Genomic DNA, 14,869 nt, shown 5'->3' with positions numbered 1-14,869 from the left:
TACATGGCTGAACCGAACGCGAAGGGGCGGATCGAGGTCAACGCCAGTCCGCAGCGGGTGTACGAGCTGGTCAGCGATCTGGGCGTGCTGGCGGAACTGGCCGAGGAGTACTCCGGGCACCGGTGGCTCGACGGCGCCGACAAGGCGGTCGTCGGCGCCCGGTTCAAGGGCAGCAACCGGCGCGGGTTCCGCCGGTGGAGCACCACCTCGGAGATCACCGACGCCTGGGCGGGCCGCCGGTTCGCCTTCGAGGTCACCTCGGTGGCGGGGCTCCCGGTCTCGCGGTGGCAGTACGACATCACCGCCACCGAGACCGGCTGCGTGGTGACCGAAAGCACGTGGGAGCGCCGACCCGGCTGGCTGAAGCTGCCCACCTCCGCGGTCACCGGCGTCTTCCAGCGGGACGAGCAGAACCAGCGCAACATCGAAGCCACCCTGCGCCGCCTCAAAACCCGCGCGGAAGCCTCCCACTGACTGGGAATTGTCGGTGGCTCGTGTTAGCTGTGGGGGGTGAGCAATCGTCAGGCCCGGGTGCGGGCACCTGAGCTGGCCGGCCGCGAGTGGATCAACACCGGCGGTGAGCGCCTGCGCCTCGCCGACCTGCGCGGCAAGATCACCCTGCTCGACTTCTGGACCTCCGGCTGCATCAACTGCCTGCACGTCCTGGACGAGCTGCGCCCGCTGGAGGCCGAGTTCGCCGACGTGCTGGTGACCATCGGGGTCCACTCGCCGAAGTTCCTGCACGAGGGTGAGGCGGCCGCGATCGAGGCCGCGGTGCGCCGCTACGAGGTGCACCACCCGGTGCTCAACGACCCCGAGCTCACCACCTGGTCGCAGTACGCCGTGCGCGCGTGGCCGACGCTGGTGGTCGTCGATCCCGAGGGCTACGTCGTGCACGTCGCCGCCGGTGAGGGGCATGCCGAGGCGTTGCGCCGGGTGATCGCCGAGCTGGTGGTGAAGCACGAGGGCACGCTGCGCCGCGGCGGCGGTCCGTACGTGCCGCTCGACGAGGCCGAGAGCCTGCTGCGCTTCCCCAGCAAGGCGGTGTCCACTGCGAACGGACATCTTCTGGTCGCCGACACCGGCAACCACTCCATCGCCGAACTGGACGGTGACCGCCTGGTCCGCCGCTTCGGCACGGGCCGGCGCGGCGAGCCGTTCACCGAGCCGTCCGGCCTCGCCCTGCTGCCGCCCGAGGTCGCCGAGCGGGCCGGGTACCACGCGGTGGTCGCCGACACCGCCGCCCACCAGCTCCAGGGGTTGAACCTGGACACCGGCGAGGTCACCGTCGTCGCGGGCACCGGTGAGCAGTGGCGCGACGGCGACTCCGGCGGCGACGCGCTCAAGGTCGACCTCACCAGCCCGTGGGACGTCATCTGGTGGGAGCCCGCCGGCTCGGTCATCGTCGCGATGGCGGGCAACCACACGCTTTCCGCCTTCGACCCGGTCGAGGGCACCATCCGCCGCTTCGCCGGGACCACCGTCGAAGGCCTGCGCGACGGCGAGGCGAGCGAGGCCTTTTTCGCGCAGACCTCGGGATTCGCCGTCACGCCGGGCAAGCTGTGGCTCGCCGACGCCGAGACCTCGGCCCTGCGCTGGATCGACGAGTCGTCCACTGTCCACACCGCGGTCGGCGTGGACCTGTTCTCCTTCGGCCACCGCGACGGCGAAGCCGCCGAGGCGCTGCTGCAGCACCCGCTCGGCCTCGCCGCCCTGCCGGACGGTTCGATAGCGATCGCCGACACCTACAACGGTGCCGTCCGCCGCTACGACCCGCGGACCGCGCGGGTGTCCACTGTGGCCATCGGCCTCGCCGAGCCGTCCGGGCTGCTGGTGCGCGGCGACGAACTGCTGGTCGTCGAGTCCTCCGGGCACCGGATCACCGCGATCGCCGCCGACGGGGTCGAGAGCGTCGAGGGTGACGCGCACGCCGTGCGACGGCCGCCGTCCGTGCTTTCCCCCGGTGAGCTGGAGTTCAGCGTGGTCTTCACCCCGCCGCCCGGCGAGAAGCTCGACGACCGCTACGGCCCGTCGACCCGCCTGGAGATCAGCGCGTCCCCGCCGGAGCTGCTGGCCGAGGGCGCGGGCGTGGGCACCGACCTGGTCCGCCGCATCCGCCTCGCCGACGGCATCACCGAGGGCGTGCTCCAGGTGGTCGCGCAGGCGGCCAGTTGCGACAGCGCGACCGAGCACCCGGTCTGCCGGGTCACGCGGCAGGACTGGGGCGTGCCGGTGCGGCTGGAACCCGGCGGCGACCGGGCGCTGGAGCTGATGATGGCGGGTACCCCGGCGGAGTGAATTTCGCGGCGTAGCATTCGGGTCGTGTCCGAACAATCCGCGGCCAAGCTCGAAATCCAAATGCTGCACGACCGGGTGCTGGCCAAGCTGTCCGGTGAGGACGGTGAGCGCCGCAGCAGCGGCGGCATCGTCATCCCGGCGACGGCTCAAGTCGCGCGGCGGCTCGCCTGGGGTGATGTACTCGGTGTTGGCAACAATGTGCGCAACGTGAAGGTCGGCGACCGAGTCCTGTTCAACCCGGATGACCAACTCGAGGTGGAGATCCAGGGCGAGGGGTATCTGGTGATGCGCGAGCGCGACATTCACGCCATGGCGAGCGAGCGCACGGAGCACGGCACCGGGCTGTACTTGTAGGCGCTCGCCGCCACCCGACCGCTCGGGAGGTGGCAAGTGCGAGAAGAGCTCGACCGTCCGACGGCGACGGTCCCGGACCACTTCTGGCCGGAGTTCGACGCCGACTTGGTCGAGGTCGAACCCCCGGCCCCCCGGCAGCACGACGAGGGGCTGGCCGACTCCCTGCTGGACAAACCGGTGGTGCTGGAGCGCCCGCGCAGCGAGTCCACCCGCCGCCGGTTCGCCATCGGCCGCCTGTTCGTCGGCATCGGCGCCTTCCTCGCGTTGTTCCTCGTGCTCTACGCCGCCGACCTGTACTTCAGCTCGGGCACCGTGCCGCGCGGGGTGACCGTGGTCGGCGTGCCCGTCGGCGGGATGGAGCGCGGTGCGGCCGAGGCGCTGCTGCGCCAGGAGCTGGAACCGCGGTTGACCAAGCCGGTGCCGGTGCGCGCCGGGGACGTGACGGCCGAGCTCGACCCGACCACCTCCGGGTTCGACATCGACTGGGCGGAGACGGTGTCCAAGGCGGGCATGCAGCCGCTGGACCCGTTCACCCGGATCGCCTCGTTCTTCACCACCCGCGAGGTCGGCGTGGTCACCTCCAGCGATCCGGACGAGCTCAAGCAGGCACTGGCCACCTTCGCCGCCGACCGGCTCAACCACGCCATGACCGAGGGCGGCATCCGCTTCGAGTCGATCCAGAGCAGCGACGGCGGGGTGACGCCGATCGTGGTGGAGCCCCGGCAGCGGCAGGAGATGACCGACGTCCGGCGCGCCGCCGAGCTGATCAAGGAAAGCTGGATCAGCGGGGGTCAGGTGGAGCTGCCGGTGCAGGTGGGCCTGCCCAAGGCGACCAGCGAGGGTGTCCGGGCGACGCTGGAGCAGATCGTGAAGCCCGCCGTCGCGCAGCCGACCTACCTGCGCGGCGACGGGGGCGAGGCGGTGCTCAAGCCGGACGCGATCGCCGCCGCGATGCAGTTCACGCCGAACGACGCCGGCTCCCTCGACGTGCGGATCGACCAGGGCAGCCTGCAACTGCTCGCGCAGCCGCAGCTGGAGGACACCGAACGGCAGCCGAAGGACGCGAAGATCGTGTTCACCGACGCGTCACCGTCGGTGCAGCCGTCCGAGGACGGCCGGAAGGTGGCGTGGGCCCCGACGTTCGCGCCGCTGCTGGACGTGGTGAAGCGCCCGGACGCGCACGAGCTGCAGGTGACCTACGAACCCGTCCCGCCCGCCGTGCCCACGGACGCGGCGAACGCGATGGGCATCAAGGAGGTCATCGGCGAGTACACCAGCGAGGGGTTCTCGGGGGACGTGGCGCGCAACGTGAAGACCCTCGCGGGCAAGGTCGCCGGGGCGATCGTGCGGCCGGGCGACACGTTCAGCCTCAACGGCTACGCGGGCCCGACCACCGCCTCGCAGGGCTACATCAAAGCGCCGGTGCACGAGGACGGCACCGGCGCGGAGGTCTACGGCGGTGGGATCAACCAGTTCACGTCCACCCTGTACAACGCCGTCTACTTCGCCGGACTGGCCGACGCCGAGCACAGCTCGCACAGCTTCCACCTGGCGCGCTTCCCCGCCGGGCGGGACGCCAAGTCACTGGAGGACGACGGTTCCGCGGTCGACCTGCGCTTCACCAACGACGCCCCGACCGGGGTGGCCATCCAGACGCTGACCAGCGCGAACTCCGTGACCGTGAAGATCTGGGGCACCAAGCGATTCCGGGTGGAAGGCGAAACCGGCCCGCAGTCGAACGTCATCGCCCCACCGGAAGAACGCGGCTCAGGACGCCGGTGCAAACCCATCCGCGGCGTCCCCGGCTTCACCGTCACCGACACCCGCATCTTCTACGACCCGAACACCGGCGCCGAACTAGCCCGAGAACCACGAGTAACCACCTACGCCCCCCGCCCCCAAACCACCTGCCCCAAATCCCAACCCCCAGCCCCCTCCACCCCCCGCCCCTAACCCCAAGCCCACGTCCGTGCACCCAAGTCCCACCCCCCAGGCACCCGAACCCCGCACTCGATCACCCGAACCCCACGTCCGCGCAGCCGACTTCCACATTCCGGCACCCGAGTCCTGCGCTCACGAACTCAAGTCCCACACTCAGGCACCCGAGTCCCACGTTCAGAAACCCGAACCCCGCGTTCGTGGACTCGAGTCCCACGCCCGGGCACTCGAGTCCCGCGTTCCGGCGCCCGAGTCCCACACCCAGGCACCTGAGTCCCACACTCGAGCACCCGAACTCCACACTCAGGCACCTGACTTCCACGTTCAGACGGCCGAACTCCACACTCAGGTAGCTGAGTCCCACGTTCAGGCACCCGAGTGCTGCATTGGGGGAGCCGAGTTCCACGTTCGAACGCCGGAGTCCCACACACTCGCGCGGGAGAACCCCGGGTTTGGCCAGCCGGAATCGACACCGAGCGATCAAAGACCAAAGCCAGACAACCGAGCCCGCGATGGGCGGCTGAGTCTCACGTTCGGGCCTTCGAGTTCCGCCCGGTGCAGCCAGTCCCACTGAACTCCACGCCCGAACACTCGAACGCCACGCCCGTGCAGCCAACTCCACGTTCCGGCAGCCGAGTTCCACGCCCGTGGGCTGAGTCCCACGTTCACGCACTCGAGTCCTACATTCAGGCAGCCGAGTCCCACGTTCAGGCACCTGACTCCCACGTTCAGGCACCGAGTCCCGCGCTCGGGCACTCGAATCCTGCACTCAGGCAGTCGAATTCCACGTTCAGGCACCCGAGTCCCGCGCTCGGGCAGCTGAGTTCCACGTTCCGGCCATCGAGTTCCGCACTCAGGCAGTCGAAGTCTGCATTTAGGCACCCACGCTCGCCGAACGACTAGCCATCGCCCACGGGAGAACGCATGAAGGTGCGTCATCGACCCACCGACAGGCAGCCCCCCACCCTCCCCGGGGCGGCCCCTATCGCCAGTCTATAGCCCTCACTCCACGGATGGGGGTGCTTGAGATGGGGCCTGTGGACAAGGAGGTGCCTGTGGACGGAGGGTCAGAGTAGGACGACGCAGTCTTGTGCTTCCAACTGTGGCAACCACCCCGGCAACTCCAGTTGCTTGTTCCACCGCAGATCCAGCTTCCCCAGCTTGGGCAAGTCCAGCAGCGACTCCGGCAGCGAAGTCAAAGCATTCTCCCGCAAGTCCAGGTGTCGCAGGTCCGTCAGCGAGCCGAGAGTAGACGGCAGAGCGCTCAGGCGATTTCCCCGCAAATACAGTTCTCGCAAAGAACCCAGAGAACCAATCGACTCCGGCAGGGAAGTCAATCGGTTGTAGTACAAGCGTAGTTCCCGCAGGGAACGCATCGAACCGATATCAACGGGAAGGGAGACCAAAAGATTGTCGGTGGCCCCCAGATAGCGCAAGCCACTCAATTGGCAGAGCGAATCCGGCAAGGCCGTCAGCTGGTTGTCGCTCAGATACAGGTACTCCGTCAAAGAAGGCAGCGAACCCAGCGAATCCGGCACCGAAGTCAGCTGGTTGTGCCCCAGGTCCAGCGTGTGCAGCGACGTCAGCGTGCCGATCCGCGAGGGCACTGACGTCAGCTTGTTGTCCGCCAGGTTCAGCACCCGCAGGTCCGCGGCCGACCACACGGAGTCCGGTACTTCGGTCAGTTCGTGCCGGTAGAAGTCCAGTTCCACGGGCGCCACCGTACCGCCCTATCGAGTAATTGCCCTTCGCGCGCGCATGGCTACTGTGGGTCAGGACATACAGCAAACAAGGAGGTCGGGTGTCCAAGTTCGCCAAGGTACTGCCGGTGGTCGCGGTGGTGGGGATGTCGATCGCGGGCGCCCCCGCCGCCAGTGCCGGGGAGGGGCCCGCGCTGGTGCACGCGACGGTGACCAACGAGTGCAAGCTCAACGTCCGCGCCGAGCCGCAGTTGAGCGGGCAGTTGCTGGCCACGCTCTCCTGCGACAGCTACACCACCTGCTTGAACCTGCCGACCAACCCCGACGAACCATGCGGCAAGCCGGTGGTCGGTGGGGAGTACTCCTGCGTCGGCGGCAAGAACCTCCAGGTGAAGGACAACCGCTGGGCGCAGGTCACCTGGCGTGCGCCGAAGCCCGCGTACGTCGCGGTGGCTTGCGCGTCGTTCCGCGACTAGGTCAGACATGACGATGGGCGGCGCACCAAGGCGCCGCCCATCGGAACATCGAACAAACAAGCACTAGTGCGTGACGCGACGCCGACCGTAGAGCCCCGCGGCGATCGAAACGCCGATAGCCGCGACGATCACCTGCGTCAGCAGTTCGAGCCAGTCGAAGCCCTTGGTGTCCGCGTAACCCACCCCCCGCGCGATCGCGGTGCCGATGAACGCGGCGATAACACCGACGAGCAGGGTCAGCCAGATCGGGATGCCCTGCTTGCCCGGGGCGACCAAGCGGCCGAGGATGCCGATGATCAGCCCTACGACGATCGCGCTGATGATGCCTGCGATTTCCATTAGCCGTCTCCCTTACACCGTCTTGACGTCGGGGTACCTCCGACGAAAACGGCCAAACCCCGAAGGGGCCGAGCGGGTGAACCCCGCCCGGCCCCTCCCTGGTGGAGACCAGGATCAGAACGCGGCTTCCGGCACGTCCATCAGGTCGTTGTCCGCCGCCTCGACGATGGCGCGGCGCGAGGTCAGCTCCGGCAGCACGGTCTTGGCGAAGAACGACGCCACCGCGATCTTGCCCTCGTAGAACGGGGTGTCCTTGGCCGAAGCACCCGCGTCCAGCTTGGCGATGGCCACCTCGGCGGCCCGCAGCAGCTGCCAGCCGACCAGCAGGTCGCCCGCCGACATCAGCAGGCGCACCGTGTGCTGGCCCACCTTGTTGATGTTCTTCGGGTCCTCCTGCGACGAGGTCAGCTGCCCGATCATCGCGCCCAGCATGCCCTGCGTGTCCTCGAGGGCCTGCTTGAGCAGCGCGCGCTCGTTCTTGAGCCGGCCGTTGCCGCTCTCGGCGTCGATGAACTTGGTGATCTCGTTCGCGATGTGCCCCAGCGCCTGGCCCTTGTCGCGGACGATCTTGCGGAAGAAGAAGTCCAGCGACTGGATGGCCGTGGTGCCCTCGTACAGCGAGTCGATCTTCGCGTCGCGGATGTACTGCTCGATCGGGTAGTCCTGCAGGAAGCCCGAACCGCCGAGCGTCTGCAGCGACTGCACCAGCTGCTCGGTGGCCCGCTCGGACCCGACACCCTTGACGATCGGCAGCAGCAGGTCGTTCACCCGCTCGGCCAGCTTCAGCTCGTCCTCGCTGCCTTCACCGGTCCAGAGCAGGTCCTGGTAGGTCGCGGTGTAGAGGTACACCGCGCGCAGGCCCTCGGCGTAGGCCTTCTGCAGCATCAGCGACCGGCGGACGTCCGGGTGGTTCGTGATGGTCACCCGCGGCGCGGTCTTGTCCAGCATGTTCGGCAGGTCGGCGCCCTGCACCCGCTCCTTGGCGAACTCCAGCGCGTTCAGGTAGCCGGTGGACAGCGTGGCGATGGCCTTGGTGCCGACCATCATCCGGGCGTACTCGATGACCTGGAACATCTGCGCGATGCCATCGTGCACCTCGCCCAGCAGCCAGCCCTTGGCGGGCACGCCGTGCTGGCCGAAGGTCAGCTCGCAGGTGGTGGACGCCTTGATGCCCATCTTGTGCTCGACGCCGGTGACGTAGGCGCCGTTGCGCTCGCCCAGCTCACCGGTCTCGCTGTCGAAGTGGAACTTCGGCACCAGGAACAGGGACAGGCCCTTGGTGCCCGGCTTGGTCTCGATGCCGGGACCCTCTGGCCGCGCCAGCACCAGGTGCATGATGTTCTCGGTCAGGTCCTGCTCGGCCGAGGTGATGAACCGCTTCACGCCGTCGAGGTGCCAGGAACCGTCCTCCTGCAGCACCGCCTTGGTGCGCCCGGCGCCCACGTCCGAACCGGCGTCCGGCTCGGTGAGCACCATGGTGGCGCCCCAGGCCTTGTCGATCATCAGCTGCGCCCAGCGCTTCTGCTCGTCGGTCCCGTTCTTGTTCACGATCATCGCGAAGTTCGGGCCCGCCAGGTACATGAACAGCGGCGGGTTCGCGCCGAGGATCAGCTCCGAGGCCGCCCACTGCACGGTCGGGGGCAGGCCGAAGCCGCCGAGGTCATTGGTGAGGCCGAGGCGCCACCACTCACCCTCGTACAGCCGCTCGTAGCTCTTCTTGAACGACTCGGGCAGCTTCACCGAGAAGGTCTTGGGGTCGTACACCGGCGGGTTGCGGTCCGCGTCGGCGAAGGACTCGGCCAGCGGGCCGACGGCGAGCTTGTTCAGCTCGCTCAGCACCCCGCGGGCGGTCTCCTCGTCGGATTCGGCGAGCACGCCCTTGCCGAGGCGTTCCTGCACGCCGAGCACCTCGAACAGGTTGAACTCGAGGTCTCGTACGTTGCTCTTGTAGTGGCCCATTTCGTCGCTCCGTGTCGCTCGGGGTTTCCGGTGGGCACGCCGTAGCCGTCTACTGCCCTACTGGCCGGTAACTTCAGGATATTACCCCTCGGTAACTCACGGCAAGTGAATCCGTCCAGATGTGATCGACGATCCTCACCAATGGATGTGATCCCGATCACTTCTGTGGTTCGGCACTTTCCGGGAGCTGGGCGCAATCGTCCGGGTGGGTGATCAGGATGCCGGAGCGGAACGCGGTGGTCACCGCGTGCGTGCGGTCCCTGGCCGCGAGCTTGCGCAGGATGGACTTCACGTGCGTGCGCACGGTCTCCACCGAGAGGTAGAGCACCTTCGCGATCGCCGAGTTCTCCATGCCCTCCGCGATGAGCTGCAGCACCTGGTACTCCCGGCGGGACAGCGGCATCTGCGCGCGCGGGCCGGTCGCCGGGCGCCCGTCCGCCGCGGGCTGCCGCTTCGGCCGGACGGCCAGGGTCGCCAGCGCCGGGTCGAGGTACCGGGTCTCCATGTGGGCGCGGCGCATGGCCTCGACCACCCGTCGCGGCTCGGCGGACCGGGGCACCGCGGCACGGGCGCCGGCGCCGATGGCCGAGGTGAGGTAGCGCGAGGTGCGGGTGGCTTCGCGGATCAGCACGACCACGATCGGCGGGTGCTCGGCCGCGGTGAGCAGTCGGGTCAGGTGGCAGTTCGGGTCCAGCCCGGAGTCGAGCAGGATCATCTCCGGTTTGAGCTGCTCGCACAGCTGCAGCGCGGTGTGGTGGTTGGCGGCGTGGCCGACCCAGGTCATCCCGTGGGACCGCTGGATCAGCGCGGACAGCCCGTCCCGGAAGATCGGGACCGCCTCCACCGCCGCGACGGTGAAGCCGCGACCGCCGGTGACCGGGGGTATCGGCGGGGCCGATGCCCCCGGGGGATGTGCCCGGCCGGGGTCGGTGCTGCGGGTCATGCGATCTCCATCTTCGTGCGCGCATCGCCGCCGGGGTGCTGCCCGGCCCCCCGGCCGCGCACCACCACACGCCGGTCCCCCCTGCCGGGACCGGCCGACGATGTTCCTCCTGGTTGTGTGAGTTGCCGCCGGAGACCTCGTGACGCCAGATCCCCCTCATGGCCGCATCCGTGTTTGCGGAATCGACTGTCAGTAAGTTACCCGGGTGACCTGTCCCACGACGGTGCGAGACCCGCGCGAGGGCTGGTGACCGGGTCTACTGAGGGTGGGTTACGTCCTCCTCGCTCGCTACGCGGAGTCGCCGGAACTCCTCGCCGAGCGCCGCGGGCGTCCAGTGTGCGTTCAAACCGCTGGGATTGGGTAACACCCAGACCTTCGTTCCGGCGATGGTTTCGGCCTGCTCGCCCACGGTTGCTTTCGGCTGCCGGAACGCCGTCCGATAGGCGGTGATCCCCACCACCGCGAGCCAGCGTGGCCGGTAGCGGGCCAGTTTTTCGGTGAGGATCAGCCCGCCCTGGTGCAGTTCTTCCTTGGCCAGCTCATCCGCCCTGGCCGTGGTGCGCGCGGCCAGGTTGGTGATGCCGAGGCTCAGGTCGAGCAGGTCGTGCTGCTCGTCGGGGCGGAACCGCCGCGGGGTGAACCCGCTCGCGTGCAGCGCCGGCCAGAACCGGTTCCCCGGTCTGGCGAAGTGCAGGCCCACCGCGCCGGAGTAGAGGCCGGGGTTGATGCCGCAGAAGAGCACCTTCAGCCCGGGGGCGATGACGTCGTCGATCTCGCCGCCGTGGGCCGCGGCGAGTTGCTCGGGGGTGGGTCGCACGGCAACAAGTGTGCACACCGGCCCGGCTGGATACGTTGGTGTGATGTCGACCAAAGTGCTGGCTCTGACCATCGACTGCGACGATTCCGACCGGCTCGCCGAGTTCTGGTGCGCGGCGCTGGACTACCGCGAGATCGAGCGCTGGAAGGACTCCCACGGCCTCGAATACCTGACCATCGGGGATCCGGCCCAGCCGGACGGGCTGCGCCTGCTCTTCCAGCCGGTCGGCGAGGGCAAGGTGGTGAAGAACCGGCTGCACCTCGACCTCGGCCCGGTCGAGCGGGACCAGCGCGCGGAGGTGGACCGGCTCATCGGGCTGGGCGCCTCGCTGCTCGACGAGGCGCCCGACCACCCGTGGATCGTGTTGACCGACCCGGAGGGCAACGAATTTTGCGTCCTGCCGCGTCAGGACCACTGATAATTCGGGTTGTTGGCCAAATCACCACGAAATGCGTACCCTGTGTGATCTGACGCACAGCGGCGTGTGGAGGTGGCGTGGTGGAGCTTGTCCTGGTCGTGACCCTGGTGCTGGCGGTCTTCGCGGCCGCGGCGTTCGTGGTGTTGCGTGAGGACAAGCGAGCGGCTCGCCGCCACGCCGCCCAGCGCCGGGCGAGGCTGGCGCGGCTCGGTGAGGTGGACCCCCTGGCGCCCGCTCGCCTGGCCACCTCGATGAGCGACCGGCGCTTCGACGGCTGAGGCCGCACCCGCACGCAGCGCGAGGTAGAGCGCCGCGAGCACCCAGCCCAGCGCGGCCCCGATGGTGTTCGCGAACAGGTCGTCCACGTCGAAGATCCGGTAGACGAACGGCGCGGTGCCGAAGTTCGCGGTGCCCTGGGTGAACTCGATCGCCAGCGAGACGCCGAAGCCGATCGCGGCGGTCCGCGCGAAGCCCTGTCGCCACGCCAGCCCGGCGACCACGCCGAGCGGCACCAGCAGCACCACGTTCATCGCCAGCTGCTGGAAGGCCAGCGTGCCCAGCGCCTGCCAGCCCGCCAGGCCGTGCTCGCCCATCTCGGTGCCGATGTCGGCGACCCACTGGAACGGGACCAGCTGCACCGTCTGGCTCAGGCGCGCGGTGCCCGGTCCGGGGAGCGGCAGCAGCACCACGGCCAGCGCGAGGCAGGCGTAGAGGGTGAGCACCGCACTGGCCAGCAGCCCCTTCGGCCGGATCCGGCCGTGCCGGGCGTACTGCACGATCGCCTGCGGGATGACCAGCGTGCCCCAGACCGCGAGGAACGCGAGCAGTCCGTACTGGAGGGCGGTGGCCTGTGCGTGCGTCATACCCCAGAACGTTAGGAATTCGCAGGTCCCGGCCGCTTCGGTCGAAAAGCTGCCCGGTCCGGCGGCCGGTCGGCCGAATGGCCGAGGTGGGACCGGCCGGGTGGCCGGGGCGGCGGAACCTACCGTCGGTAAGTTCCAGCTGTTACCGTCGGGTAATGGGCAAGGTGGCCTTCGACCGGACGGGGTCCGGGGAACCGCTGGTGCTGATCCACGGGGTCGGGCACCGGCGCCAGGCATGGGCACCGGTGGTGCCGCTGCTCGCGCCGCACCGCGAGGTGATCTCGGTGGACGTGCCGGGCTTCGGTGAGTCGCCGATGTCGGACAAGCCGTTCACGCTGGAGAACGGCATCGAGGCGATGGCGGAGTTCTTCGACGGGCTCGGCCTCGACCGGCCGCACGTGGCGGGCAACTCGATGGGCGGGCTGTTCGCGCTGGGCCTCGGTCAGCGCGGCCTGGTCCGCAGCGTCACCGCGCTCTCGCCGGCGGGACTCTGGACGCGGCGACAGCAACTGCACGCGTTGCGGGTACTTCGCGCGCATCGCCACGCCGCGCAGCGCATGCCCGCCGGGATCGCGCGCCGGCTCGCGGCCACACCGGCCGGGCGGCGCGCCATGGTCGGGCTGATCGTCGCGAAACCGGCGCGCCTGGCGGCCGAGGTGGTGCTGGACGACATGCGGGCCTTCGCCGGCGCGCCCGGATTCGCCCCGGCGATCGCGGCCGGTCGCGACATCCGGTTCGACGGCCAGGTGGCCGACCTACCGGTGACCATCGCGTGGGGCCAGTACGACCGCATCGTCTTCCCGCCGCGTGCCGCCGAACTCCGCCGGATCTGCCCGCGGGCTGAACTCGTGCGCCTGCCCGGCTGCGGGCACGTGCCGATGAGTGACGATCCGGAACTGGTCGCGCACGTGCTGTTGTCCGGCAGCGAATTAACCCACTAGCCGCCTTTCTCCTCTGGTGGATGGCCTGGCGACCAGGCAGACTCCGTGCCCGAAACGGAGGAGAAATGATCTTGACTACCCGCCTGCGCAGGCGAGCAGGCACCCTCGGGGTGGCCGTGCTGGCCTCGCTCGGCCTCATCGCGGCGGGCGCACCCGCCTCCGCCGCGCCGGCCGCCACCACCGACGTCCGCCTGATCACCTTCAACGACCTGCACGGCAACCTCGAGCCGCCGTCCGGTTCCTCCGGCCGGGTCGCGCTGCCGAACGGGTCCACTGTGGACGCTGGAGGCGCGGCTCACCTGGCGTCGCACGTGAAGCGGCTGCGCGGTGAGGTCAAGAACTCGGTGGTGCTCTCCGCGGGCGACAGCGTCGGCGCCTCGCCGGTGATCTCCGCGCTGTTCCACGACGAGCCGACGATCGAATTCCTCAACTCGATCGGCGTCAAGGCCTCGGTGGTCGGCAACCACGAGTTCGACGAGGGGTACCAGGAACTGCGGCGCATGCAGTTCGGTGGCTGCCACCCCGATGACGGCTGCCAGTTCCGGGACAAGTACCAGGGCGCGAAGTTCCCGTTCCTCGGCGCCAACGTCACCTTCGACAACGGCATCCCGGCGCTGCTCCCGTTCAGCGTCGAATTCTCCGGTGGCGTGCCGATCGGCATCATCGGCGCCACGCTGAAGGACCTGCCGACCGTGGTCACCCCGGAGGCGATCAAGGGCCTGAAGTTCGGCGACGAGGTCGAGGCGATCAACCGCACCGCGACCCTGCTCGACCGCCTCGGCATCAAGGCGCAGGTCGTGCTGCTGCACCAGGGTGACAACACCGAAGGCGGCGGCCCCGACGACTGCAAGGCGCTGCCCGGTCCGGCCACCAAGATCGCCGAGAACGTCACCCCCGAGGTCGACGTGATCTTCACCGGCCACAGCCACCAGCAGTACAACTGCACGGTCAACGACCCGTCCGGGCAGCCGCGCACGATGATCCAGGGCGCCTCCTTCGGCCGTCTGCTGTCCGTTGTGGACCTCAAGGTCGACCGCCGCTCGCGCGAGGTGGTGCGTGAGCAGTCCAAGGCGCACAACGAGATCGTCACCCGCACCGGCACGCCCGACGCGGGCACGCAGAAGCTGATCGACGAGGCGAAGACCAAGGCCGCGCCGATCGCGAACGAGCAGGTCGGCACCATTTCCGGGGACCTGCTGCGCGCGGCCGCGCCGTCCGGCGAGATGCCGCTCGGCAGCGTGATCGCCGACGCCCAGCTCGAAGCCACCAAGTCGAACGGCGCGCAGATCGCCATCACCAACCCGGGCGGCGTGCGCGCGGACCTGGTGTACGCGTCCTCGCCCGCCGGTGAAGGCGACGGCGTGGTCACCTACGGCGAGGCGTTCACCGTGCAGCCGTTCGCGAACATCATGCAGACGATCACGATGACCGGCGAGAACCTCAAGGCCGTGCTGGAGCAGCAGTGGCAGCAGGCCTCGCCGCGGATCCTGCAGGTCTCGTCGACGCTGAAGTACGCGTATTCGTCGTCGGCGGCCCCCGGGTCGAAGGTCTCCGACCTGACCATCGACGGCCAGCCGGTCGACCCGGCGGGCACCTACCGGGTGTCGGTGAACAACTTCCTCGCCGCCGGCGGGGACGGGTTCACCGAGTTCACCAAGGGCACCGACCTGGCGGGCGGCCCGGTCGACCTGGACGCGCTGATCGCCTACTTCGGCGCGCACCCGGGCGTCGCCCCGCCGCCGGCGGACCGCATCACCGTCAAGCCGTAGTTCCGCGTGAAAATCCACCGGCCCCCCGTTCAACAGAACGGGGGGCTGGTGCGT

At 69.2% G+C, this 14,869-nt stretch carries 14 protein-coding genes; 8 read left to right on the top strand and 6 right to left on the bottom strand.

From position 1 onward, the window contains the following. Nucleotides 1-3: 3 nt before the first annotated feature. The 4 genes from L3Q67_RS10100 to L3Q67_RS10085 are packed head-to-tail and all read left to right on the top strand — an operon-like array spanning nt 4 to nt 4,605. Nucleotides 4-474 carry an SRPBCC family protein gene (locus L3Q67_RS10100; RefSeq protein ID WP_499189267.1) on the top strand — a complete coding sequence of 157 codons (471 nt, stop codon included), beginning with the start codon at nt 4-6 and terminating at the stop codon, nt 472-474. Nucleotides 475-531: 57 nt separating this feature from the next. Beyond that, nucleotides 532-2,298, top strand: coding sequence for an NHL domain-containing thioredoxin family protein (locus L3Q67_RS10095; protein ID WP_499191485.1), 1,767 nt, complete (start codon nt 532-534; stop codon nt 2,296-2,298). A 60-nt stretch (nt 2,299-2,358) separates the two neighbouring features. Further along, on the top strand, nt 2,359-2,652 hold the full coding sequence (locus tag L3Q67_RS10090) for a GroES family chaperonin (protein ID WP_113698006.1): 294 nt from the start codon (nt 2,359-2,361) through the stop codon (nt 2,650-2,652). A 36-nt stretch (nt 2,653-2,688) separates the two neighbouring features. After that, the gene (locus tag L3Q67_RS10085) at nt 2,689-4,605 is read left to right on the top strand and encodes a VanW family protein (RefSeq protein WP_499189266.1); all 1,917 of its coding nucleotides are present in this window, start codon (nt 2,689-2,691) and stop codon (nt 4,603-4,605) included. 1,052 nt (nt 4,606-5,657) lie between these two features. Here L3Q67_RS10085 and L3Q67_RS10080 read toward each other — a convergent pair. Continuing rightward, nucleotides 5,658-6,302: a leucine-rich repeat domain-containing protein gene (locus L3Q67_RS10080; RefSeq protein ID WP_499189265.1), complete on the bottom strand. Its 645-nt coding sequence runs from the start codon at nt 6,300-6,302 to the stop codon at nt 5,658-5,660. 89 nt (nt 6,303-6,391) lie between these two features. On the opposite strand from L3Q67_RS10080, the gene L3Q67_RS10075 reads away from it, so the two are divergent. After that, nucleotides 6,392-6,766, top strand: a complete 375-nt coding sequence (locus L3Q67_RS10075) for a hypothetical protein (RefSeq protein WP_499189264.1) — start codon at nt 6,392-6,394, stop codon at nt 6,764-6,766. A 63-nt stretch (nt 6,767-6,829) separates the two neighbouring features. Here L3Q67_RS10075 and L3Q67_RS10070 read toward each other — a convergent pair whose 3' ends face one another. The 4 genes from L3Q67_RS10070 to mug form a co-directional block, all read right to left on the bottom strand. Beyond that, nucleotides 6,830-7,105: a GlsB/YeaQ/YmgE family stress response membrane protein gene (locus L3Q67_RS10070; RefSeq protein ID WP_499189263.1), complete on the bottom strand. Its 276-nt coding sequence runs from the start codon at nt 7,103-7,105 to the stop codon at nt 6,830-6,832. A 114-nt stretch (nt 7,106-7,219) separates the two neighbouring features. Continuing rightward, the gene (locus L3Q67_RS10065) at nt 7,220-9,064 is read right to left on the bottom strand and encodes an acyl-CoA dehydrogenase (RefSeq protein ID WP_499189262.1); all 1,845 of its coding nucleotides are present in this window, start codon (nt 9,062-9,064) and stop codon (nt 7,220-7,222) included. A 157-nt stretch (nt 9,065-9,221) separates the two neighbouring features. After that, nucleotides 9,222-10,007 (bottom strand): transcriptional regulator, encoded by a 786-nt coding sequence (locus tag L3Q67_RS10060; RefSeq protein WP_499189261.1) that lies wholly within the window; start codon nt 10,005-10,007, stop codon nt 9,222-9,224. Between the two features lie 256 nt (nt 10,008-10,263). After that, the gene (gene mug / locus L3Q67_RS10055; protein ID WP_499189260.1) at nt 10,264-10,824 is read right to left on the bottom strand and encodes a G/U mismatch-specific DNA glycosylase; all 561 of its coding nucleotides are present in this window, start codon (nt 10,822-10,824) and stop codon (nt 10,264-10,266) included. Between the two features lie 43 nt (nt 10,825-10,867). Here mug and L3Q67_RS10050 point away from each other — a divergent pair, with 43 nt between their 5' ends. Then, complete coding sequence (locus L3Q67_RS10050; RefSeq protein ID WP_499189259.1) at nt 10,868-11,242, top strand: VOC family protein; 375 nt, start codon at nt 10,868-10,870, stop codon at nt 11,240-11,242. On the opposite strand, the gene L3Q67_RS10045 is transcribed toward L3Q67_RS10050, so the two are convergent. Then, nucleotides 11,230-12,105 (bottom strand): VanZ family protein, encoded by an 876-nt coding sequence (locus tag L3Q67_RS10045; RefSeq protein ID WP_499189258.1) that lies wholly within the window; start codon nt 12,103-12,105, stop codon nt 11,230-11,232. The two genes, L3Q67_RS10050 and L3Q67_RS10045, sit on opposite strands and share 13 nt — an antisense overlap. Nucleotides 12,106-12,260: 155 nt before the next feature. Between L3Q67_RS10045 and L3Q67_RS10040 the strand changes: the two genes are divergently transcribed. Next, a complete protein-coding gene (locus L3Q67_RS10040; RefSeq protein ID WP_499189257.1) occupies nt 12,261-13,046 on the top strand; it encodes an alpha/beta fold hydrolase in 786 nt (261 codons plus the stop codon). A gap of 65 nt (nt 13,047-13,111) precedes the next feature. After that, the gene (locus tag L3Q67_RS10035; protein ID WP_499189256.1) at nt 13,112-14,815 is read left to right on the top strand and encodes a bifunctional metallophosphatase/5'-nucleotidase; all 1,704 of its coding nucleotides are present in this window, start codon (nt 13,112-13,114) and stop codon (nt 14,813-14,815) included. The last annotated feature ends 54 nt before the right edge of the window (nt 14,816-14,869 follow it).

It is taken from the genome of Saccharothrix sp. AJ9571 (assembly GCF_021725495.1).
Classification (GTDB): Bacteria; Actinomycetota; Actinomycetes; order Mycobacteriales; family Pseudonocardiaceae; genus Amycolatopsis; species Amycolatopsis magusensis.
Note: the sequence above shows the minus strand (reverse complement) of the source record. Positions and strands in the feature narration are given on the sequence as shown.

What these genes read in the sequence shown, in the direction of transcription:
- L3Q67_RS10100 (WP_499189267.1), top strand. Translation starts at nt 4, where the DNA reads ATGGCTGAACCGAACGCGAAGGGGCGGATCGAGGTCAACGCCAGTCCG.
- L3Q67_RS10045 (WP_499189258.1), bottom strand. Translation starts at nt 12,105, where the DNA reads ATGACGCACGCACAGGCCACCGCCCTCCAGTACGGACTGCTCGCGTTC.
- L3Q67_RS10060 (WP_499189261.1), bottom strand. Translation starts at nt 10,007, where the DNA reads ATGACCCGCAGCACCGACCCCGGCCGGGCACATCCCCCGGGGGCATCG.
- L3Q67_RS10090 (WP_113698006.1), top strand. Translation starts at nt 2,359, where the DNA reads ATGCTGCACGACCGGGTGCTGGCCAAGCTGTCCGGTGAGGACGGTGAG.
- L3Q67_RS10040 (WP_499189257.1), top strand. Translation starts at nt 12,261, where the DNA reads ATGGGCAAGGTGGCCTTCGACCGGACGGGGTCCGGGGAACCGCTGGTG.
- L3Q67_RS10070 (WP_499189263.1), bottom strand. Translation starts at nt 7,105, where the DNA reads ATGGAAATCGCAGGCATCATCAGCGCGATCGTCGTAGGGCTGATCATC.
- L3Q67_RS10050 (WP_499189259.1), top strand. Translation starts at nt 10,868, where the DNA reads ATGTCGACCAAAGTGCTGGCTCTGACCATCGACTGCGACGATTCCGAC.
- L3Q67_RS10035 (WP_499189256.1), top strand. Translation starts at nt 13,112, where the DNA reads ATGATCTTGACTACCCGCCTGCGCAGGCGAGCAGGCACCCTCGGGGTG.
- L3Q67_RS10065 (WP_499189262.1), bottom strand. Translation starts at nt 9,064, where the DNA reads ATGGGCCACTACAAGAGCAACGTACGAGACCTCGAGTTCAACCTGTTC.